Below are 20,849 nucleotides of genomic sequence, written 5' to 3' on the forward strand. Positions count from 1 at the left end.
GTCTCAATGGTGATGCTACCGCTGTCGAAGTTGATGTGACTGCGGGTGTAATAGTTATCGCTGTATTTGACGTAGTCCTTGGGTCCGGCGATCAGAACCTCATTGATTCCCCAGATATTCTCGATGTTGGCGGCAAATTGCCCCATCAGAATGTCAAAACCGTTGGTGTCCTTAACCCACTCTTCATGGTACTGCGATTTTTTTTGTCCGGAGCAGGAGACTAACAGGGGTGCGATGACCAGCAGTGCTATCAGTTTTTTATTCATTGTGAATGCGTGCCTGACTCGAAAAAGAGGGCCTCAAAGGGAGGCCCTGAACGATTATTTTTCTGGCGGGGTGAAACCTTCGATGTGCACATCTTTGCCTTCGAACAGGAAATTGATCATCTCCTTCTCCAGCACTTTGCGATCTTCCGGGTTCATCATGTTGAGCTTTTTCTCGTTGATCAACATGGTCTGCTTGGACATCCACTGCTGCCAGGCTTCTTTGGAAATCTCATTGTAGATGCGCTTACCCAGTTCGCCAGGATAGAGCTGAAAGTCCTGGCCTTCAGCGTCGCGTTGCAGATAAGTACAAAAAATAGTGCGGCTCATTACTCTTCCTCTTCGGTCAAACTGGTTCGCAGTTGAAGCTGCCGGGGATGGCGCAGCTCATGCAGCAGGCGCTCTACCGGCGCGGCCAGCCCCACTGACGGTGGTTGCGCTAAGTTATACCAGAGACCGCCGGCTTCATCCATCAGCGACCCGGAGGAAGGCCACGCCAGCCACATAGGCACAATATCTAAGTGGAAATGGCTGAAGGTGTGGCGAAACGCGGTAAGCTGCTGCGGCTTCGCGTGGATGCCGCGCGCCGCCAGCCAGTCAGTCAGCGCTTGCTCACTGGTGAACTGCGGGAAGCAGAACAGGCCGCCCCACAAACCCACCGGCGGACGCTGTTCCAGAAACACCTCGTCGCCGTGCTGCAGCATCAGGAACCAGCCGCTGCGCTCTGGTAGCGTGACTTTCGGTTTCTTACCGGGATAATCAGCCCAGTTGCCCTGTGCATAGGCCGCGCAGCCGCTATTCAGCGGGCAGATGTCGCATTTCGGGCGGGAGCGAGTACACACTAACGCGCCGAGATCCATCATCGCCTGATTGAACTGGCTGACGCCTTCCGCTGGCGTGACGTCTTCACTGATCTGCCACAGCCGCTTCTCCACCTCTTTTTTGCCCGGCCAGCCGCTCACTGCATAGCAGCGCGCCAGCACGCGTTTTACGTTGCCGTCGAGGATCGGGAAATGCAGGCCAAGCGACAGCGACAGGATCGCGCCCGCCGTGGAGCGGCCGACGCCCGGCAGCGCCGCGACGTCATCGAAATGAGGCGGGAATACGCCGCCGTGCAGCTCAACCACCTGTTTAGCCGCCTTGTGCAGGTTACGCGCCCGTGCGTAATAGCCGAGGCCGGTCCACAGATGCAGCACTTCATCAAGCGGCGCGGCGGCCAGGTCAGCAACCGTGGGGAAGCGCGCCATAAAGCGTTCGAAATAGGGAATAACGGTGGCAACCTGCGTCTGCTGCAGCATCACTTCGGAGAGCCACACCTTATAGGGCGTTTTCTCCAGCTGCCACGGCAGAGTTTTACGGCCAAAGCGTTGGTACCACTCCAGCACCTGTTGCGCGAACTGCGGCGCCTGCATCATAAGAAGGAAATTTTCCATGTTTACTCTACAATCAGGCAGGAATTCCAGCACAGAGACATCAGGGTGTAAACCGGAAGATTGCAAAGGCTTGCTTCTGTTACTTAACTTTGCATAATGCCCGTTTCCCTGAACAGGCTAACCAGCAGGTTTCAACATGATTAATGACGTCATCACCCCGGAGTTTGATGAGAACGGGCGGCCTTTACGCCGTATCCGCAGTTTTGTGCGCCGCCAGGGGCGCTTAACGAAAGGACAGCAGCTCGCGCTCGACAATTACTGGCCGGAGATGGGCGTCGAGTATCAGCCGCAGCCGCTGGACATGGTTGCGCTGTTTGGCCGCGAAGCGCCGCTGGTGCTGGAGATTGGTTTTGGCATGGGCGCCTCGCTGGTGACCATGGCGCAGAACAATCCGCATCAGAACTTCCTCGGCATTGAAGTGCATGCGCCGGGCGTCGGTGCCTGTCTGGCCTCGGCCAAAGAGGCTGGCGTGCAGAATCTGCGCGTGATGTGTCACGACGCGGTGGAAGTGCTGGAAAACATGGTGCCGGACAATTCGCTGCGCATGGTGCAGCTGTTTTTCCCGGATCCATGGCATAAGGCGCGCCACAACAAGCGCCGCATCGTCCAGGTACCGTTTGCCGAGCTGGTGCTGCGCAAGCTGAAGCTGGGCGGCGTGTTCCACATGGCGACCGACTGGGAAGAGTACGCCACGCACATGCTGGAAGTGATGAGCAGCATCGATGGCTATAGCAATCAGTCGGAGAGCCAGAATTACGTGCCACGTCCGGAAACGCGTCCGTTAACCAAATTTGAGCAGCGCGGGCAGCGACTGGGCCATGGCGTATGGGATCTGATGTTTGAGAGGGTGAAATAATGGCTGTAAAACGTAGCCGCCGTTTACGTAAAAAGTTGCATGTTGATGAGTTTCAGGAGCTGGGCTTCTCTGTTGCCTGGCGTTTTGCCGAAGGCACCAGTGAGGAAGAGGTGGATGCCACGCTCGATCAGTTCATCAATGAGGTGATCGATCCGAATGGTCTGGCCTATGACGGCAGCGGCTATCTGGTGTGGGAAGGGCTGGTGTGTCTGCAGCAGACCGGCAAATGCACCGACGCGCACCGCGAGCTGGTGCGTAACTGGCTGGAAAAGAAAAATCTCGCCGATATTCAGGTCACTGAACTCTTCGACGTTTGGTGGGACTAAGTATCACCACTGGCGATAACTTCGCGCGATGAATCGCGCCGCTACACATTCAGTGCGTGTTGGTTGATTCGCTTGTCCAATGCACCTTTCGTAGCGGCGCAATTTATTGCGCATCGCCAGACGCAGCACAATGCCACCGCTTATCAGACTATTCACATCTGCAGGAGATTTCATGGTTCGTAAGGCTCTTCTCGCCGCGCTGCTGCTGGCGGCAGCTCAGGCGCATGCTGACTATCAGTGCAGCGTCAATCCAAAGGATGATGTGATCATCAAACCCCAGAGCGTGCAGGTGGTGGGCAGCAACGGCAACCTTGAAATCACGCCGCAGGGCGATGTGCAGTTCAACGGCAAGTCGGTGAGCGTCGATAACGCCACGCGCCAGCAGGCGATTGACTACCAGAACGCGCTGCGTCGCGATCTGCCGTGGGTCGACAGCGGCGCAACCACCCGTCTGGAGCGGGGCCGCGTGGCGCTGGATAAAGTGATCGTCGAAAAACTCGGCGCGGACAGCAATGTGCGCAATCGCCTGACCACGCTGAACGGCCAGCTCAAGCAGCAGATGAACCGCATCATCGAGCACCGCCCGGATGGCCTGACTTTCCACCATCAGGCCATTGAGCAGGTGCGCGCCGACGGCGAGAAGCTGGTGCAGAGCACGCTGGGCGGGGTGTTGCAGGATAGCCTGAACGAGATGGGTACCAAACAGGCCGCCAGCGGCAGCAATCCGCTGCAGGCGCTGATGGGCAACCTCGGCGGGCTACAGCAGTCGATTCAGACTGAATGGAACAATCAGGAGCAGGATTTCCAGAACTTCGGTCATGAAGTGTGTAACCGGGTGACCGCACTGGAAAGCCAGCGCAAGACGCTGATGCAGAACGTAAAGGGCTAAGCCAGCCGCGTTGCCGCTGAATGCACGGAACATCACGGCGTCATTGTTCTTCTGAACAGTGGCGCCTTTTTTATCCCCGCAACTTTTAAGCCATGATTTAACGGGTTGTCTTAGATTCGGGACGAATCTGATAACGGCAAAATTTCCGCATTAATAACTATATCAACGGGCATTCAGCCTGTTGAACTTATTAATTTTTAAGGAAATTTTATGTTATTTTCTGACACCTCTGCTTCCAGTTCACACCCGGTTTTATCACCCCCTGTGGTTATCGTTGCCGAACGCGGCTGGTACAACGACCCGCAAAAACGCTGGCAGGGAACGGTACAAACGCCGGATGCCGTTGAAGTCATCGTGACGGTTAACGGTGGCAATCCGCTACGCGTGCCGGTGATTAATGGCCACTTCGAGTGGATGCCGCCGCAGCCGATGGCCGATGGTGAATACCAGCTCACCTTCACCGCCGTGGATGCCGCCGGCAATCACAGCGCACCCACGCGCGTGGATTACAATATCGATACCCATCCGCCCGCCAGACCGATCATCGAAGCGATTGAAGACCACGTTGCCGGCGGCGTGGAGGACGGTAACAGCATCCGCCGTAACGGCTATACCAACGATGATCAGCCGGTGGTACGCGGGCAGGCCGAAGCCAACGCGCTGGTTTATCTCTATAATGGCAACCAACTTCTCGCCTCTGTCCGTGCCGATGCGCAGGGCAACTGGCAGGCACAACTCGATCTGCCGCAGGACGGAACCTATAACCTGACGGCGCAGGCCGAGGACCGCGCCGACAACCGCAGTCAGCCGTCGCCGAAGTGGACCTTTCATCTCGATACGCTTACCCCGGAAACGCCGACGTTCAGCTATTACGACGACAATCGCGGGCTGTATCAGGGCCAGTTTGGCCGCGGCAAACCCACCGATGATGTCCGGCCGGAACTGCACGGCGAAGCCGAGCCCGGCAGCGTGGTGCGCATTCAGTATGCCGCACCGGGCGGAAAGTGGATTGTCGGCGGTACGGCCACCGTCGACAGCAGCGGCCACTGGCACTGGACACCGCCGCAGGATCTGCTGCCGGACGGCGACTGGCGTTTTCGCAGCCGCAGCAGCGATAAAGCCGGCAACGTCAGTCAATGGAGCGACAGCTGGACGCTGACCATCGACACCCGTATCAACACGCCCACCATCCTGCAGGCTATCGATGACGTCGGCACCATCCAGCCGGTGCTGCCGGGCCAGACCACCGACGATAAGCGGCTCGATTTTTCCGGACAGGCCGAGCCTTACAGTCAGGTGACGCTGTACCAGAACGGCGTGGCAGCCGGCAGCGCGACGGTGGGGGCCGATGGGCGCTGGCAGATTACCCCGGACCGCGACATGCAGCCGGGCAGCAACAACTTTACGGTAAAAGCGGTCGATGTGGCGGGTAACGTCAGTGACTATGCGCCCAACTGGGCGATTAACTATGACTCTGGCGTAAAGCACAGTTCTGGCGAAGAGAACTGGAACTGTCGCGCCAATACCAGCTGGCAAACCGGCCGTGTGTATCAGTACGGCGGGTTGAAAGTCACCGAACTGAAACATGGCACCACCAACAACTGTTTCTATACCGGCATCATGAACCGGCCGGATGGCTATGAAAGCAAAGCGATTGAGATGCTGGATCATTCGGTCGTGCAGTTTGATTTTGGCGCCACCAATTACGTGGAGTCCAATTATGGCTATCTCCACAATTGCGATACCTACGTGGATATCTTTTCACCCAGCGGTGAGCTGCTGGGGCGCGAATACCTGCAGCCCGGCGGCGCCAGCCGGTCTGAGCAGGGCCTGAACTCCTTTAGCTGGCAGGCTCCGGCGGGCCAGCAGATTGGCTATATTGACGTCCATTCGGGCGAAGATCCGGATACCTATAAAAAAGTGCTGTGCTGGAACGTGCTGGTGAAGCGCGATGTCGGCTGGATTATTGATACTGTGCGCTGGGGCAAAGACGAGAGCCTGGTACAGCACCATACGCTGCCGGAAACGCAGGAACAGGAGGGCGCGCAGCTGCATCTGAATGATGTGCAGCAGTGGCTGGCGGCGCACAGTGGACAACCGCTGCAGGGCTTCTCTGCGCTGGTGCTGGAAGGAGAACATCAGCAACTTGATTATCAGCAGCTGACGCAGCATATCAGCGGCCTGCAGCATATCGATCTCACCGGCTCCGGAGACAATCTGCTGCAGCTGGATGCGCAGCAGCTGTTGCAGCAGGCGCATCAGGATGTGTTGCTGCCAGAGCGCACGCGCAGCTGGCTGATTGATGGTGATGCCGGTGACGTGGTGCAGCTCAGCGATAGCACGCAATTTTATCAGCAGTGGCAGCAGCAGGGGGCGCAGCAGAGCGGTGGCAAAGTGTGGCAGGTGTTTGAGAGTCTCGACCACAGCGCAACGCTGTTAATCAATAATGAGGTGATGGTCGCCTGAGCGTAACAGATGCAGCCGTGCCGCACAGCACGGCTGCCAGCGGAAAAGGTGCGCGCCTTCTCCGCTGAATTTACATGAACAGCTCCAGCAGCGAATTGAGGAACAGTTTGCCTTTTTCGGTGATCTGCCAGTGCTCTGGCTGCTCCTGCACATAACCGGCGGCGATGGCTGCGTCGATCTGCGGGCGAATCACTGCCTCTTCCAGCCCGGTGTAGCGCTGAAAGTCGGCGCGCGGCGCGGCTTCCAGCAGGCGGAAACGGTTCATAAAGAACTCGAACGGCTTGTCCTCGTCCGGCACGTCATGCTGCTTATCCAGATAGTTGCCCTTCATAAAACCGCGCGGGTGACGGGTTTTCACCGTGCGCACGATGCGCCCGTCCGGCTGCGTCAGCTTGCCGTGCGCGCCACAGCCGATGCCGAGGTAATCACCGAAGCGCCAGTAGTTCAGGTTATGCTCGCAGCGATAGCCCGGTTTGGCGTAGGCCGAGGTTTCATACTGCTGATAGCCTGCGGCGCTCAGCAGCTGATGACCCTGCTCAAAGATATCCCACAGCGCATCGTCATCCGGCAAAACCGGCGGGCGTGAACCAAACAGCGTGTTGGGCTCAATGGTCAGCTGATACCACGACAGATGCGGCGGGTTGAGGGCAATCGCCTGGCGCAAATCGTCCAGCGCCTCTTCCAGCGACTGATCCGGCAGGCCGTGCATCAGGTCGAGGTTAAAGCTGCGCAGGCCGAGACCGGCCGCCAGCTGTGCCGCGCGGACCGCCTCGTCCGGACCGTGGATGCGGCCCAGGCGCGTCAGCTTTTGCGGACTGAAACTCTGCACGCCAATCGAAATCCGGTTAATGCCCGCCCGCTGATAGCCGCTGAAGCGATCGGCTTCCACCGTGCCCGGATTGGCTTCCATGGTGATTTCGGCGTCCGCCGCCAGCGGCAGGCGCGCACGCACGCCGTCCATCAGCTGCTGCATCGCCTCGCTGCTCAGCAGGCTGGGCGTGCCGCCGCCGATAAAGATGGTGCGCACTTCGCGCCCGGCGGTCAGCGGCAGATCCTGGTCAAGATCCTTGAGCAGATGCTGTACATACTCGCTATGCGGCACTTCGCCTTTGAGCGCGTGCGAGTTGAAGTCGCAGTACGGACATTTCTGCACGCACCACGGGATGTGGATATAAAGGCTTAACGGTGGTAACTCAGGCATTGCGCATCGCTTCCAGCAGCAGCGTCAATGCTTTACCCCGGTGCGACACGGCACGCTTTTCATCCTTGCTTAGCTCGGCGGCGGTTTTACCCAGCGCCGGCACGTAGAAGATCGGATCATAACCGAAACCGCCTTCACCGGCGGCCGCGCGGGTAATCTCCCCGGCCCAGCTGCCGTGGAACACCAGTGGCGTCGGGTCAGCGGCGTGACGCACGTACACCAGTACGCAGTGGAACTGAGCCTGGCGCTCGCCGTTCGGCACCAGCTCCAGTGCCTGCAGCAGTTTGTCGAGATTCTGCTGGTCGCTGGCATCAACGCCGGCATAGCGCGCCGAGTAAATGCCCGGCGCGCCGCCCAGCGCATCGACCGCCAGCCCGGAGTCATCGGCAATCGCCGGCAGGCCGGTGATCTGCGCCGCGTGACGCGCTTTCAGGATGGCGTTTTCGATAAAGGTCAGCCCGGTCTCTTCGGCAAACTCTACGCCCAGCTCGGTTTGCGCCACGATATCCAGGCCGAAGGCCGCTAACAGATCGGCCAGTTCACGTACTTTGCCCGGATTACCGGTGGCGAGCACAACTTTTTGCATAACAGTTCCAGATTAACGAATTACAGCAGGTACCAGAGACCCGGGAACAGGTCCATACCGAGGAAGTTCAGCGCATACAGCACCAGAATCACGATCATCGCCGAGAAATCGATGCCGCCCATCGCCGGCAGGATACGGCGAATCGGTGCCATCAGCGGTTCGGTCAGCTGGATCAGCACATAGTCCATCGCGCCGCGTCCCTGGCTGATCCAGCTCATCAGCGAGCGAATGATGATCACCCAGAACACCAGATAACCGGCGGATTTCACCAGCGATAACAGGCCAACTAACAGATTGGTGGGATCCACGGAGAACACGCCAACCTGAATTAACAGTAGCACCGGATATTTCAAAGTGGTCAGCACAAAGGCCAGCACCAGCGAGGCCGTGTCAATCGGGCCTATTGCTGGCAGTACGCGGCGCAGCGGCTTGATAATCGGCTGTGTAATCTTCACCACAAACTGTGACAGCGGGTTGTAGAAATCACAGCGTGACCACTGCATCCAGATGCGCAGCAGCAATACCATCACGTACAGGTCGATCAGCGTTTTGACTAAAAACGTCATTGTTAACATGAGGTTCCTCAATTATTGTTGTGAAGGTCGCGCATAATCCCGCGCGCCAAAAACGGCGGTGCCAATGCGCACCATGGTGCTGCCAGCGGCGATTGCCGCATCCATGTCGTCGCTCATTCCCAGAGAAAGCGTATCGACGTCAGGGTAATCCTGTTTGAGGGCGTGAAACGCGCTCGCCATCTGCTGGCAGACGGCCAACTGACGATCATAGTCTGATTCTGGTGCCGGAATTGCCATCAATCCCCGCAAGCGCAAATGCGGCAGTGCCGCGATCTGCTGAGCCAGCTCTGAAACGGCCTCCAGCATGATGCCAGATTTGCTGTTCTCGTCACTGATATTTACCTGAATTAACACGTTAAGCGGTGGCAGCGCAGCCGGACGCTGGTCGTTAAGACGCTGTGCAATACGCAGGCGGTCAACGGTGTGGCACCAGGCAAAGTTTTCCGCCACCAGGCGACTCTTATTGGATTGTAGCGGCCCGATAAAGTGCCATTGCAGATCAGGATGTGCGGCCAGCTCAGCCACTTTTTCAACCCCTTCCTGCACGTAATTTTCACCGAAGGCGAACTGCCCGGCAGCGATAGCATCTGCGACGGCGCTCGCAGGTTTGGTTTTGCTCACTGCAAGCAGGGTAATTTCTTCTGGCGCGCGACCGCAACGTGCGGCAGCAGCGGCGATGCGCTCACGCACTTGCTGTAAGTTGTGCTCAATGGAAGTCATAGTCAGGAGAAGTTAAATGGATTTGGATGACGTTGTGGCGCTTAGTGTAAAGCATAATGCGGCCGATCTGCACCTTTGCAGCGGACATTTACCGCACTGGCGCCGGCAGGGCGTGCTGGAGCCAATACCGCAACAGCACAGCTTGCCTGAGCGCTGGCTGCAGGCCTTTAGCGAGCAGTGGCTTAGCGCCGCGCAGCGCAGCGAGTTAGCCAGCAGCGGTCACGTCGATTTCGCCATCACGCTCGGCAACGGCAACCGGCTGCGCGCCAATCTGTTCCTCCAGCGTCACGGACTGGCGCTGGCGCTGCGGCTGATTGCCAGTCAGCCACCGGATATGGCGCGCCTGCAGCTGCCGGACGTGGTGCGCTCGCTGCTGCAGCTGGAGGAGGGGCTTATCCTCATCACCGGCGCGACCGGCAGCGGCAAATCCACCACGCTGGCGGCGCTGGTGGATAGCCTCAATCGTCAGCAGGCGCGCCACATTATCACGCTGGAAGATCCGATCGAGTTCGTCCACCACAGCCAGCGTTCGCTGATTCAGCAGCGCGAAATCGGCGCGCACTGCGCTTCGTTTCAGCTCGGATTAAAAGCGGCGCTGCGTGAAGATCCGGATGTGATCCTGCTGGGTGAGCTGCGCGACAGCGAAACCATTCGGCTGGCGCTGACCGCTGCTGAGACCGGCCATCTGGTGCTGGCCACGCTGCATACGCGCGGCGCGACGCAGGCGGTGGACCGGCTGGTGGATGTGTTTCCGGCCGAGGAGAAAAACCTCGTGCGCACGCAGCTGGCCGGCAGCCTGAAAGCGGTGCTGGCGCAGCGTTTAGTCGCCGCCAAAGCCGGTGGCCGCATTGGCCTTTTTGAAGTGCTGGTGGCGACGCCGGCGGTCGCTAACCTGATCCGCGAAGGCAAAATGCATCAGCTGCCCGGTGTGTTGCAGACCGGCGCGCAGGCAGGGATGCAGACTTTCGCTCAGAGCGAGCAGGCCCGGCGTGAGGCGGGATTAATTTGAGCGGCGACGTGCCCTGAGAACCACCGACACGGCGGCGCGAAACCGCGCGGCCGTGTCCGGGCTGATTTAATGCGTCTCGAACCAGTCCTGCAGGATAATCACCGCGGACTGCGAATCGATATGGCCTTTCTGCAGCGCGCGATAGCCGCCGCGTTCGAACAGATCGGCACGCGCTTCAACGGTGCTCAGGCGCTCATCCTGCAGCTCCACACGCACGCCGAAGCGGCCGTGCAGCCGGTTAGCAAACTTGCGTGCGCGCGCAGTCAGCGGCTGTTCGCTGCCGTCCATGTTGAGTGGCAGGCCAACCACCACGTAATCCGGCTGCCACTCTTTCAGCAGCTTACCAATCAGCTCCCAGTCCGGTGTGCCGTCCTGCGCTTTCAGCGCGGTAAGCGGACGCGCAGTGCCGGTCAGCTGTTGCCCGATGGCAACGCCGATGCTTTTGGTGCCGAAGTCAAAGCCGAGCAGCGTTTCACTGGCCATCAGGCGTGCCCTGCATCGCTGGTCATGTTGTGGATGTCCACACCCATGCTGCGCGCGGCTTCACGCCAGCGTTCGGCAATCGGCGTCTGGAACAGGATTTGCGTATTGGCCGGCGTGGTCAGCCAGGCATTCTCCAGCAGCTCATTTTCCAGCTGATCCTTCTCCCACGCGCAATAACCCAGTGCTACCAGCACGTTCTCTGGCTGTTCACGCGTGCCGATTGCTTCCAGCACATCGCGCGAAGTGGTGATCACCGTATTGTCAGAAATGCGGATACTGGAGGAGAACACGCGCTGGGCCGAGTGCAGAATAAAGCCACGATCTTCCGCCAGCGGACCACCGGCAAACACCGGTTTGTCCAGTTTGATGGCAGGATCGCGTTCTGATGGGCTGATTTTAAGTTTTTTCAGGATGCCTTCGACCGTCAGGTTGTCCATCGGCTTGTTAACGATCAAACCCATGGCACCCTCTTCGTTATGCTCGCAGATATACACCACCGAGCGTTTGAAGAAAGGGTCCTGCAGCGACGGCATCGCAATCAAGAAATGGTGCTGTAAATTCATTCTCACTCGTTTACCAAAAATAGCCGGTGCTGAACGGCTGCACCGGCTTTGGGTGGTTCACGGAGCTCTCACTCCTGCGGCATCCTCAGCCCAAACGTTTTTCAATCGCGTCCATCAGCATGCCGGTGATGGAGACCGGGAACGCCGCCTCGATTTCGCGGATGCAGGTTGGGCTGGTGACGTTAACTTCTGTCAGTTTATCACCGATAATATCGAGGCCGACAAAAATCAGCCCTTTGGCTTTCAATGTCGGACCTACGCGGCGGGCAATTTCCCAGTCGCTGTCGCTCAGCGGACGGGCTTCGCCGCGGCCACCGGCGGCGAGGTTGCCACGGGTTTCGCCGCCCTGCGGAATGCGTGCCAGGCAGTATGGCACCGGTTCACCATCGACCACCAGCACGCGTTTATCACCGTCTTTGATCGCCGGCAGATAATTTTGCGCCATGCAGAAGAACTGACCGTGGTTGGTCAGCGTTTCGGTGATCACGCCGAAGTTGGCATCATCTTTTTTGATGCGGAAAATCGACGCGCCGCCCATGCCGTCGAGCGGCTTGAAGATCACATCGCCATGCTCCTGCCAGAACGCGCGCAGCTGCTCTTTGTTGCGCGTCACCAGCGTGTCTGGCGTCAGGTCGGCAAACCAGGCGGTGTAGAGTTTTTCGTTGCAGTCACGCAGGCTCTGCGGTTTGTTAACGATCAGCGTGCCTTGCTCTTCCGCGCGCTCCAGCAGATAAGTGGCGTAAATGAACTCGGTATCAAACGGCGGGTCTTTACGCATCAGCACCACGTTAAGATCGGCCAGCGGGATAGTCTGCTCGCTGCCAAACGTGTACCACTGATCATAGTTCTGCTCGACGCTCAGCAGCCGGGTGCGCGCGTAAGTCACGCCACCGCGCAGCGACAGATCGCCCATCTCCATGTAGTGAATTTCATAACCGCGGCGCTGTGCTTCCAGCAACATGGCGAAGCTGGAGTCTTTTTTAATGTTGATGGACGAAATCGGGTCCATAACGATGCCAAGCTTAATCATTATTCTCTCCTCAAAGGGGAATTCAGCCACCCCGTTCCGTGCGAAAGCGTTGTGCTGGTCAGTTATCTGCGTGTGTCTTCGGGCTGAAAGTATCCCTTAACCGAGGTCACCAAACCTCACCTGAAGTGCCGTGATGGCGGTAAGCGCCGTGGTTTCGGTGCGCAAAACGCGCGGACCGAGCAGGATATCGGTAAAGCCGTGCTGCGCCGTCATGGCAATTTCCTCTGCCGACAGGCCGCCTTCCGGGCCAATCAGCAGCCGTACGCGTTCAACCGGCTGCGGCAGCGTATTGATGCTGTGGCTGGCGCGCGGATGCAGGTTGAGCTTCAGGCCGTCATCCGCTTCGGCACACCAGGCTTCGAGCGTCATCGCGGCGCGGATTTCCGGCACGCGATTGCGACCGCACTGCTCGCAGGCGGCGATGGCAATTTTCTGCCACTGCTGAATCTTTTTCGCCAGGCGTTCGGCATCCAGCTTTACGCCACAGCGTTCAGAAAACAAGGGCGTAATCACATTCACGCCCAGTTCGATCGATTTCTGGATAGTGAATTCCATTTTTTCACCGCGCGACATCACCTGACCGAGGTGTAAGTGCAGCGGGGATTCGCGATCGTCAGGCTGGCTGGCAAGGACCTTTACTTTTACACGCTTTTTGTCGGCCTGGGTGATTTCGGCGCTAAAAGTCAGATTACTGCCATCAAACAGCTCGATCTGCTGTCCGGCGCTCATGCGCAACACGCGGCCGACGTGGTTGGCGGCATCCTCATCAAGCAGAACTTCACTGTTAACGGTTAGAGCTTCGGGGTGATAAATGCGGGGTATGCGCATGCGGTTCCTGCCGGCGTTATGCCGCATCGCGCGATGCGGCCCAATCGAAAAAAGCTAGTGTAGGGTAGCGCTTTCAGCGCTGGCAAGCCTGCTGTACCCAGGAATTGTGATTTCCCTGCACCGTGGCGATGCGCTGGTCACGTTCGCACTCCCACGGCGTGACCGGATACTGCTTGTTCCACGCGGTGAACAGCTGGGTTTGCTGGCGTGACAGGCGCAGATGATACTGGTCGCGCATATAGAAGTAGGTGCGGGCGATGGCGCCGCGCGCGCGCTCGGGAGGCTCGGCGCGCTTCTGCTTAAAATCGATCTTCATGCTGCACTGACCGTACTGCTGCTCGTCACCGTTCCACTGGCTGTACTGGAAGTTATTGCGGTCACCGTTCACTTCGCCGATTGCTGGCTGCAGGTTGTGCAGATCGCTTTCGATGCGGCGGTAGTCTGCGTCTTTGCTGCAGTTTTTGCGTCCGCCATTTTGCCAGCACTGACGCTGATGACCAAACTCCCACGCCGGCATGACGTGTTCCCACTCGATGCGTTCCGCGCGGTTGGCGTTCTTGCGCACGCTATAGCCGCAGCTGCTCAGATCCGGCACGCCTTTTTTACCGTGCCAGCTGATTTTGCAGCCGCAGTAAAAATCCGCCGGCGCATCCGCGTTGATCTTTGCCGCGACCACTTTCGCCTGCTGAAAATTGTTCTGGTTGTAATGGGTGAGACTGAGGCTGTACGCGCTGAGCGGCGCGACCAGCAGAGAGAGTAATAACAGCGTTTTGCGAGACATATTCCAAAAAATAACCTGGTACCGAAAAAGGGCGGCAGGGTAACAGAATGGCCGGGCGCGGGGAATGAGAATCGCGGACTAATCCGCTGCGTATTCACCGGGTTGCAGCAGCGTACCGCAATGCACGCAGCGATATTCGCTCTCACCACGCACCACGCGGTTATGGCGGCGTACCGTCAGCTGATGTTGCTGGCAGCGACAGCGATAGGGGAAGGTATTGCTGCGCACCGAAGTGATGGCGAACTGGTGGGTGCGGCGGGCGGGCACGCCCAGCACGTCCTCCATCATCCACTTCCACTCTTTGCCGTGCGGCGGTACGCGGCCGAAGGTTTTCCACACCAGCAGATGCGCCAGCTCATGCGGCACCACTTCATCAATAAAAGCCTGCTGGTTTTCCAGCAGCAGCACCGGGTTGAGGCGAATTTGCCACTGCTCCAGCCACGCGGTGCCTGCGGCCGTGCCGCGCTGCTGATAAACCAGCGTTGGCTCTTCGAAATGACGTTCGAGTTTTTGCTGAGCCAGCTGTAAAAAATGGCGCAGCGAGCGCATGACGGCTTGTTGCAGGGCGATGGGCAGACGTGGCGTTTTCATGTGCGGCAGCATAAGGCGTTGCAGCGGGGTACGCAACTGCATGCGTAAAGGGGGCAGATAAAAAAGGGCCGCCCTGCGGCAGCCCCGGTTAACGCATCTGGCCTTATTGCTGGCCGATATCGCGCAGTTTTTTGCCCGACATCAGGTTGCGCTCGATGTGCTCCAGCGAGACGTTTTTGGTCTCCGGAATCAGCGCGACCGTCAGCAGAATAAAGAACACGTTCAGCGCGGCGTAGACCCAGAAAGTCGGCGCGTTGCCCAGCGAGTTCAGCATGGTCAGGAAGGTGGCACCAACGATCATGTTGGCAATCCAGTTGGTCGCGGTAGAGACGGTGATACCAAAATCACGCCCTTTCAGCGGCTGAATTTCAGAACACAGTACCCAAATCAGCGGACCGGCTGACATCGCGAAGCCAACAATGAACATCAGGAGCATGGCGATAGCAAAGTACTGCTCACCGGCAGAGTTAATGCCAATGTGCAGCATGGTACCGAGGATGCCCATGCCGGCCGCCATCACCAGGAAGCCCAGCACCAGCGTGGGTTTACGGCCCCAGCGATCCACCAGACCGATAGCGATAAAGGTCGCCAGCACGTTCACCAGACCCACGATCACGGTGCCCCACATTTGCTGCGTGGTATTGGCGAAGCCGGCGATTTCGAAGATTTTCGGTGCGTAGTACATGATGACGTTCATGCCGGTGAACTGCTGCATTACCTGCAACAGCACGCCGAGGAACACCGCGCGGCGGAAGTTGCTGTTGCTCTGGAACAGCTGCCAGCCGGACTGTTTGATCTTCAGGCTTTCGCGGATCTCATCCAGCTCGCGTTTCGCCTGCTCGCTGGTGTCACGCAGGCGGTCCAGCACGCGCTGTGCATCGCGGAAGTCACCTTTCGCCGCCAGCCAGCGCGGGCTGTTTGGCAGGAACACCACGCCAACCAGCAGCAGCACCGCCGGAATAGTGATGATGCCCAGCATCCAGCGCCAGTCGCCCGAGGCACTGAACGCGGTGTCCGACAGGTAAGCGCCGAGAATACCGATGGTGATCATCAGCTGATACAGGGAAATCATACTGCCGCGGATCTTCTCCGGTGCGATTTCCGAGAGATACAGCGGGGCGGTATAAGAGGCAACGCCGACGGCAAGGCCGAGCACCACGCGTGCGGCAATCAGCATTTCCGGGTTTGGCGCCATCGCCGACCACAGTGAACCGATAACGAACAGGATGGCACCGGCCATCAGGCTCTTTTTACGGCCGAGACGCGAAGACATCCAGCCGCTGCCCACGGCACCGACCGCAGCACCGAACATCATTGAGCTGACGATCCACTCCTGCTGATGTGCGGTAACGTTGAAATCTTTCGCGATGAAGGGCAGGGCACCGGCGATAACGCCGATATCCAGACCGAACAGCAGGCCCGCCAGAGCGGCCAGAAAGCAGACAAACAGGGTCATCGCCTTGTTTGAGGTTCTGCTTTTGTGAGTATTACCAGGCATATTGCCTCCGAAGTTTATCCATCTTTGTTTTTATCAATGTTAAGTAAGCTGCCTGCGGGAAAAAGTGAGTGCGATCACATCGATGTAATCGGTTACACACGCTGAAACCCTGTAATCCAGCATTTTTTGCCCGAATCAGTCACATAACCAGTAAGGTATAGCACCCTTTAAGTTTCTGACATCACTATAAATATCGGCTATCAGACGACGCTGAAAATAACGCATTTTCATCACCGTTACTACGCTGAAAAATCTCTAAATTGAAGATATTAAAAGGATTTCAAAATGTAATCGTTAACACTTTGTTGTAAGCGCAGTGCTAACAGTGTAGACAGCGCTGAAAAATGCGCCTGCGGTGGTATAGACAAAAAGTGTGATGGTGCAGAGGCGGGATAGGGGAAGCGGTCAGGGACGAAAGCGTGGAAATTTCGCCAGTAAAAAAGCCCACTTGCGCGGGCTCGATTTTACCTTCTCCGCTAAGAGAAGATCGGGGTGAGAGCCGTTGCCCGCACCCTCGTTGATTACAGGCCTGCGGCCTCGCGCAGCTGGGCGGCTTTGTCGGTCTGTTCCCACGGGAAGTGTTCACGACCAAAGTGACCGTAGGCAGCGGTTTCTTTGTAGATTGGCTTCAGCAGATCCATCATCTGAATCAGACCGTATGGACGCAGGTCGAAGAATTCACGCACCAGCAGCGTCAGCTGTTCGGTTGAAACTTTCTCGGTACCGAAGGTTTCCACCATGATTGAGGTCGGTTCTGCCACACCAATCGCGTAAGAAACCTGGATTTCGCAGCGATCGGCCAGGCCAGCGGCAACGATGTTTTTCGCCACGTAGCGCGCAGCGTAAGCCGCTGAGCGGTCAACTTTCGACGGATCTTTACCGGAGAACGCGCCGCCGCCGTGACGGGCCATGCCGCCATAGGTATCGACGATGATTTTACGACCGGTCAGGCCGCAGTCGCCCATCGGGCCGCCGATCACGAAACGACCGGTTGGGTTGATGTGGTATTTGGTGCTGGCGTTAATCCACTCGGTCGGCAGTACCGGCTTGATGATCTCTTCCATCACTGCTTCACGCAGATCGGCCTGTGAAATCTCTTCTGAATGCTGAGTTGACAGCACTACCGCATCGATACCGACAATCTTGCCGCCGTCGTACTGGAAGGTAATCTGGCTTTTGGCATCCGGGCGCAGCCATGGCAGCGTACCGTTTTTACGCACTTCAGCCTGACGCTGCACCAGACGGTGCGCGTAGGTCACCGGTGCCGGCATCAGCACGTCGGTTTCATTGGTGGCGTAACCAAACATCAGGCCCTGGTCGCCCGCGCCCTGTTCCAGCGGATCGGTACGGTCTACGCCCTGGTTGATGTCCGGCGACTGTTTACCAATCGCGCTCAGCACCGCACAAGAGTTAGCATCAAAGCCCATATCGGAATGAACATAGCCGATTTCACGTACGGTATTACGGGTGATCTCTTCGATATCAACCCAGGCGCTGGTGGTGATCTCACCGCCAACCAGCACCATCCCGGTTTTTACGTAGGTTTCGCAGGCGACGCGTGCTTTGGGATCCTGTTCAAGGATGGCGTCCAGCACGGCATCGGAAATCTGATCGGCGATTTTATCAGGATGTCCTTCTGATACGGACTCGGATGTAAAAAGGTGTTTAGCCATTCTGTTCTTTACCTTGCAAATGGTTTGAATTCGACTGCATAGCGTAAGCGGGATGATGCCAGCTCGACGCCCCTTCAGGCAAAGCCGCAAGCAGTAGGAAGTGTCAGCGTACCAGGCTCACACCGCCTGGATGTTAATCAGTTTAGATGGAAAACCATCTGGACGGCTATTTTAGGTCACTCAGTGCGCGTTTTTCCAGTGCTTTTTCGCCATCCGCATTTATCGCTACAGATCAACTGGAATATTTTCCTGACACCCGCCGCAGCGCGCCGACAAAGATTTTGCATTTTGCCGCGTCAGACTGTATAAAACGCCGCAGTTGTCCCATGGATGACGCCCCCGTGCGTCGCGCTGTCAGAGGCTGTTGATCTGATTTTCATCCACTCCGTTTCCGCATGCTGTTAGCAGGCGCTGGAGGTGATAAAAACAATGAACCACATTTTCGCTCTCTTCGGTTCACGGCGCCGTTCTGGCGCGCTGGCACGCCTTTCCATTTCCAGTTCTGCTCTTTTCTCTCGTCGAAGTTTTCTGCGCTGCGGTAATTATCCCGACACGAGCGCCGGCTAAGCTATTCCCCCAGTTTCTCTGCTGTGTTTCACTCGCCTGTGGTGAGGTGATGCGGGACGATTTTGCCCCGTTGTTCACCGCTTCCGGCACGGTGTTTTACACTTAACCTCAGTAAGGCGCACGGTAACCTGCTGAGGCAAGATAAGCAGAATGAGGAAATTTGCATCCGGCGCAGTAGCAGCAAAATCCGGCAACTTTTTCATATTTCAACGGAAAATTGAGGTTCGTGATGTCTGACGACATGAAGAATATCAAGGGTTCGTCAGCTGGCGAACAGGGTGTACTCCGCTCGATGCAGGAGGTGGCGATGAACGATCAGGACGCAAGCAGAATGCTGCGCACCTACAACATTGCCTGGTGGGGAAACAACTATTACGACGTCAACGAACTCGGCCACATCAGCGTCTGCCCGGATCCGGATCAGCCGGAAGTGCGCGTTGACCTGGCGAAGCTGGTTAAAGAGCGCGAGGCCGACGGCCAGCGCCTGCCTGCGCTGTTCTGCTTCCCGCAAATTCTGCAGCACCGTCTGCGTTCGATTAATGCCGCCTTTAAACGCGCGCGTGAATCCTACGGCTATAAGGGCGACTACTTCCTGGTTTACCCGATCAAGGTTAACCAGCATAAGCGCGTGATTGAATCGCTGGTCAACTCCGGCGAGCCGCTGGGGCTGGAGGCGGGTTCCAAAGCTGAGCTGATGGCGGTGCTGGCGCACGCCGGGAAAACCCGCTCGGTGATTGTGTGTAACGGCTACAAAGACCGCGAATATATCCGTCTGGCGCTGATTGGTGAAAAGCTCGGCCATAAAGTCTATCTGGTGATTGAGAAGATGACCGAAGTGCGCCTGGTGCTGGAAGAAGCCGAGCGGCTGAACGTGGTGCCGCGTCTCGGCATTCGCGCCCGTCTGGCATCGCAGGGCTCCGGTAAGTGGCAGTCGAGTGGCGGCGAGAAATCCAAATTTGGTCTGGCGGCATCGCAGGTGCTGCAGCTGGTCGATATCATGCGCAAAGCGGGTCGTCTCGACAGCCTGCAGCTGCTGCATTTCCACCTCGGCTCGCAGATGTCCAATATTCGCGATATCGCCACCGGCGTGCGTGAATCGGCGCGCTTCTATGTTGAGCTGGCGAAGCTGGGCGTCAACATCAAGTGCTTTGACGTCGGCGGCGGGCTTGGGGTTGACTACGAAGGCACGCGTTCGCAGTCAGACTGCTCGGTCAACTACGGCCTGAACGAATACGCCAATAACGTGATCTGGGCCATCGGCGACGCCTGTGAAGAGCACGGTCTGGAGCATCCGACCGTGATTACGGAATCGGGGCGTGCGGTGACCGCGCACCATACCGTGCTGGTCTCCAACATCATCGGCGTTGAGCGCAATGAATTCAGTACGCCGGTCGCACCGGATGCTGACTCACCGCGCCCGATTCAGAGCCTGTGGGATACCTGGCAGGAGATGCACGAGCCAAGCGTACGCCGTTCGCTGCGCGAATGGCTGCATGACAGCCAGATGGACCTGTTCGACATCCATACCGGCTATTCGTCAGGCACCTACGATCTCGGTCAGCGCGCCTGGGCAGAGCAGCTGTATCTCAGCATCTGCCACTATATTCAGCAGCACCTTGACCCGAGCAACCGCGCCCATCGGCCGATCATTGATGAGCTGCAGGAGCGCATGGCGGATAAGATTTACGTCAACTTCTCGCTGTTCCAGTCGATGCCGGATGCGTGGGGCATCGATCAGCTGTTCCCGGTACTGCCGCTGGAAGGACTGAACAAAACTCCGCAGCGTCGTGCGGTACTGCTGGATATCACCTGTGATTCCGATGGCACCATCGATCACTACGTTGACGGCGACGGTATTGCCACCACCATGCCAATGCCGGAATACGATGTGGATAATCCACCGATGCTGGGCTTCTTTATGGTCGGGGCGTATCAGGAAATCCTCGGCAATATGCATAACCTGTTTGGCGATACCGAAGCGGTTGACGTCTTCGCCTTCCCGGATGGCAGCGTAGAAGTGCAGCTGTCTGATGAAGGGGATACCGTGGCGGATATGCTGCAATACGTGCAGCTCAATCCTAACGATCTGATGACGTTATTCCGCGATCAGGTAAAACAGCAGCAGGATATTGACGAAGAGCTGCGGGCGCAGTTCCTTGAAGAGTTTGAGAGTGGGCTTTACGGCTACACCTATCTCGAAGACGAGTAAGTGTATTTTCCGCAACGGGCTCCGGCTGGAGCCCGTTATTATCACCTTCCCTGACAATCCTTCCCGCCATTTATTCAATTCGTGATCGCTATCACTCTGAAATTATCCCGGCCGAAACAGCAAATTCAAACCGTTTATTAACAAAAGCTATCTGCTTAATTCAGCAGCGAAAGCGCATCGGCAGCGAAAAAAACGTTTTTTAAATCTGTGGTTTAGTGTTGCACCTGCCCGCAAATGACCAATCTTTCTTTTATGATTTTCTGGCTATCTATAATAAAAATTTAAGCATAAGGCGTTAGGTG

General features: G+C 57.4%; 21 protein-coding genes. 6 read left to right on the plus strand and 15 right to left on the minus strand.

The features are described 5' to 3' along the window. The 3 genes from QMM04_RS11935 to mutY all read right to left on the minus strand — a co-directional run. Positions 1–266 (minus strand): murein transglycosylase domain-containing protein (locus QMM04_RS11935; protein WP_282996242.1); only part of this gene is annotated, 266 nt, incomplete at its 3' end. A gap of 54 nt (positions 267–320) precedes the next feature. Further along, complete coding sequence (locus QMM04_RS11940) at positions 321–593, minus strand: oxidative damage protection protein (RefSeq protein WP_282996243.1); 273 nt, start codon at positions 591–593, stop codon at positions 321–323. After that, complete coding sequence (mutY, locus tag QMM04_RS11945) at positions 593–1,678, minus strand: A/G-specific adenine glycosylase (protein ID WP_159377883.1); 1,086 nt, start codon at positions 1,676–1,678, stop codon at positions 593–595. Before mutY ends, QMM04_RS11940 begins: the two co-directional genes overlap by 1 nt. Before the next feature lie 154 nt (positions 1,679–1,832). Between mutY and trmB the strand changes: the two genes are divergently transcribed. From trmB to QMM04_RS11965, 4 genes are all read left to right on the plus strand, one after another. Beyond that, a complete protein-coding gene (trmB, locus tag QMM04_RS11950; RefSeq protein WP_021506621.1) occupies positions 1,833–2,552 on the plus strand; it encodes a tRNA (guanosine(46)-N7)-methyltransferase TrmB in 720 nt (239 codons plus the stop codon). Beyond that, positions 2,552–2,878: a YggL family protein gene (locus QMM04_RS11955; protein ID WP_021313105.1), complete on the plus strand. Its 327-nt coding sequence runs from the start codon at positions 2,552–2,554 to the stop codon at positions 2,876–2,878. The genes trmB and QMM04_RS11955 overlap by 1 nt, the downstream gene beginning before the upstream one ends. 172 nt (positions 2,879–3,050) lie before the next feature. After that, positions 3,051–3,767 (plus strand): DUF2884 domain-containing protein, encoded by a 717-nt coding sequence (locus QMM04_RS11960; RefSeq protein WP_136546756.1) that lies wholly within the window; start codon positions 3,051–3,053, stop codon positions 3,765–3,767. A 210-nt stretch (positions 3,768–3,977) separates the two neighbouring features. Beyond that, positions 3,978–6,233, plus strand: a complete 2,256-nt coding sequence (locus tag QMM04_RS11965) for an Ig-like domain-containing protein (protein ID WP_282996244.1) — start codon at positions 3,978–3,980, stop codon at positions 6,231–6,233. A 70-nt stretch (positions 6,234–6,303) separates the two neighbouring features. Here QMM04_RS11965 and hemW read toward each other — a convergent pair whose 3' ends face one another. The 4 genes from hemW to QMM04_RS11985 are packed head-to-tail and all read right to left on the minus strand — an operon-like array spanning position 6,304 to position 9,315. After that, on the minus strand, positions 6,304–7,434 hold the full coding sequence (gene hemW, locus QMM04_RS11970) for a radical SAM family heme chaperone HemW (protein WP_104093690.1): 1,131 nt from the start codon (positions 7,432–7,434) through the stop codon (positions 6,304–6,306). Next, entirely contained in the window at positions 7,427–8,020 is a 594-nt protein-coding gene (locus QMM04_RS11975; protein WP_282996245.1) for an XTP/dITP diphosphatase, read from the minus strand. The genes hemW and QMM04_RS11975 overlap by 8 nt, the downstream gene beginning before the upstream one ends. A gap of 20 nt (positions 8,021–8,040) precedes the next feature. Beyond that, positions 8,041–8,595 carry a YggT family protein gene (locus tag QMM04_RS11980; RefSeq protein WP_282996246.1) on the minus strand — a complete coding sequence of 185 codons (555 nt, stop codon included), beginning with the start codon at positions 8,593–8,595 and terminating at the stop codon, positions 8,041–8,043. Positions 8,596–8,607: 12 nt separating this feature from the next. Beyond that, positions 8,608–9,315: a YggS family pyridoxal phosphate-dependent enzyme gene (locus tag QMM04_RS11985; RefSeq protein ID WP_282996247.1), complete on the minus strand. Its 708-nt coding sequence runs from the start codon at positions 9,313–9,315 to the stop codon at positions 8,608–8,610. 16 nt (positions 9,316–9,331) lie between these two features. Between QMM04_RS11985 and QMM04_RS11990 the strand changes: the two genes are divergently transcribed. Further along, positions 9,332–10,324, plus strand: a complete 993-nt coding sequence (locus QMM04_RS11990; RefSeq protein WP_282996248.1) for a type IV pilus twitching motility protein PilT — start codon at positions 9,332–9,334, stop codon at positions 10,322–10,324. A gap of 66 nt (positions 10,325–10,390) precedes the next feature. On the opposite strand, the gene ruvX is transcribed toward QMM04_RS11990, so the two are convergent. The 8 genes from ruvX to metK form a co-directional block, all read right to left on the minus strand. Further along, complete coding sequence (ruvX, locus tag QMM04_RS11995) at positions 10,391–10,807, minus strand: Holliday junction resolvase RuvX (protein ID WP_058757113.1); 417 nt, start codon at positions 10,805–10,807, stop codon at positions 10,391–10,393. Next, a complete protein-coding gene (locus tag QMM04_RS12000) occupies positions 10,807–11,370 on the minus strand; it encodes a YqgE/AlgH family protein (RefSeq protein ID WP_021506630.1) in 564 nt (187 codons plus the stop codon). The genes ruvX and QMM04_RS12000 overlap by 1 nt, the downstream gene beginning before the upstream one ends. Before the next feature lie 85 nt (positions 11,371–11,455). After that, positions 11,456–12,400, minus strand: coding sequence for a glutathione synthase (gene gshB / locus QMM04_RS12005; protein ID WP_021506631.1), 945 nt, complete (start codon positions 12,398–12,400; stop codon positions 11,456–11,458). Between the two features lie 96 nt (positions 12,401–12,496). Beyond that, a complete protein-coding gene (gene rsmE, locus QMM04_RS12010) occupies positions 12,497–13,228 on the minus strand; it encodes a 16S rRNA (uracil(1498)-N(3))-methyltransferase (RefSeq protein ID WP_021506632.1) in 732 nt (243 codons plus the stop codon). Positions 13,229–13,301: 73 nt separating this feature from the next. Then, on the minus strand, positions 13,302–14,009 hold the full coding sequence (endA, locus tag QMM04_RS12015; protein ID WP_104093687.1) for a deoxyribonuclease I: 708 nt from the start codon (positions 14,007–14,009) through the stop codon (positions 13,302–13,304). A 78-nt stretch (positions 14,010–14,087) separates the two neighbouring features. Beyond that, positions 14,088–14,600 (minus strand): SprT family zinc-dependent metalloprotease, encoded by a 513-nt coding sequence (locus QMM04_RS12020; protein ID WP_088517903.1) that lies wholly within the window; start codon positions 14,598–14,600, stop codon positions 14,088–14,090. 103 nt (positions 14,601–14,703) lie between these two features. After that, positions 14,704–16,098 (minus strand): sugar porter family MFS transporter, encoded by a 1,395-nt coding sequence (locus tag QMM04_RS12025; RefSeq protein WP_031279461.1) that lies wholly within the window; start codon positions 16,096–16,098, stop codon positions 14,704–14,706. 521 nt (positions 16,099–16,619) lie between these two features. After that, the gene (metK, locus tag QMM04_RS12030) at positions 16,620–17,771 is read right to left on the minus strand and encodes a methionine adenosyltransferase (RefSeq protein WP_021506636.1); all 1,152 of its coding nucleotides are present in this window, start codon (positions 17,769–17,771) and stop codon (positions 16,620–16,622) included. A 796-nt stretch (positions 17,772–18,567) separates the two neighbouring features. Between metK and speA the strand changes: the two genes are divergently transcribed. After that, positions 18,568–20,547: a biosynthetic arginine decarboxylase gene (gene speA / locus QMM04_RS12035; RefSeq protein ID WP_071813582.1), complete on the plus strand. Its 1,980-nt coding sequence runs from the start codon at positions 18,568–18,570 to the stop codon at positions 20,545–20,547. The last annotated feature ends 302 nt before the right edge of the window (positions 20,548–20,849 follow it).

Origin of the sequence: Pantoea sp. Pa-EAmG (assembly GCF_030024295.1) — a bacterium.
In the GTDB taxonomy this organism is placed as follows: Bacteria; Pseudomonadota; Gammaproteobacteria; order Enterobacterales; family Enterobacteriaceae; genus Pantoea; species Pantoea dispersa.

Coding starts and splice junctions, on each gene's coding strand:
- QMM04_RS11940 (WP_282996243.1), bottom strand. CDS start 593: ATGAGCCGCACTATTTTTTGTACTTATCTGCAACGCGACGCTGAAGGC.
- mutY (WP_159377883.1), bottom strand. CDS start 1,678: ATGATGCAGGCGCCGCAGTTCGCGCAACAGGTGCTGGAGTGGTACCAA.
- trmB (WP_021506621.1), top strand. CDS start 1,833: ATGATTAATGACGTCATCACCCCGGAGTTTGATGAGAACGGGCGGCCT.
- QMM04_RS11955 (WP_021313105.1), top strand. CDS start 2,552: ATGGCTGTAAAACGTAGCCGCCGTTTACGTAAAAAGTTGCATGTTGAT.
- QMM04_RS11960 (WP_136546756.1), top strand. CDS start 3,051: ATGGTTCGTAAGGCTCTTCTCGCCGCGCTGCTGCTGGCGGCAGCTCAG.
- QMM04_RS11965 (WP_282996244.1), top strand. CDS start 3,978: ATGTTATTTTCTGACACCTCTGCTTCCAGTTCACACCCGGTTTTATCA.
- hemW (WP_104093690.1), bottom strand. CDS start 7,434: ATGCCTGAGTTACCACCGTTAAGCCTTTATATCCACATCCCGTGGTGC.
- QMM04_RS11975 (WP_282996245.1), bottom strand. CDS start 8,020: ATGCAAAAAGTTGTGCTCGCCACCGGTAATCCGGGCAAAGTACGTGAA.
- QMM04_RS11980 (WP_282996246.1), bottom strand. CDS start 8,595: ATGTTAACAATGACGTTTTTAGTCAAAACGCTGATCGACCTGTACGTG.
- QMM04_RS11985 (WP_282996247.1), bottom strand. CDS start 9,315: ATGACTTCCATTGAGCACAACTTACAGCAAGTGCGTGAGCGCATCGCC.
- QMM04_RS11990 (WP_282996248.1), top strand. CDS start 9,332: ATGGATTTGGATGACGTTGTGGCGCTTAGTGTAAAGCATAATGCGGCC.
- ruvX (WP_058757113.1), bottom strand. CDS start 10,807: ATGGCCAGTGAAACGCTGCTCGGCTTTGACTTCGGCACCAAAAGCATC.
- QMM04_RS12000 (WP_021506630.1), bottom strand. CDS start 11,370: ATGAATTTACAGCACCATTTCTTGATTGCGATGCCGTCGCTGCAGGAC.
- gshB (WP_021506631.1), bottom strand. CDS start 12,400: ATGATTAAGCTTGGCATCGTTATGGACCCGATTTCGTCCATCAACATT.
- rsmE (WP_021506632.1), bottom strand. CDS start 13,228: ATGCGCATACCCCGCATTTATCACCCCGAAGCTCTAACCGTTAACAGT.
- endA (WP_104093687.1), bottom strand. CDS start 14,009: ATGTCTCGCAAAACGCTGTTATTACTCTCTCTGCTGGTCGCGCCGCTC.
- QMM04_RS12020 (WP_088517903.1), bottom strand. CDS start 14,600: ATGAAAACGCCACGTCTGCCCATCGCCCTGCAACAAGCCGTCATGCGC.
- QMM04_RS12025 (WP_031279461.1), bottom strand. CDS start 16,098: ATGCCTGGTAATACTCACAAAAGCAGAACCTCAAACAAGGCGATGACC.
- metK (WP_021506636.1), bottom strand. CDS start 17,771: ATGGCTAAACACCTTTTTACATCCGAGTCCGTATCAGAAGGACATCCT.
- speA (WP_071813582.1), top strand. CDS start 18,568: ATGTCTGACGACATGAAGAATATCAAGGGTTCGTCAGCTGGCGAACAG.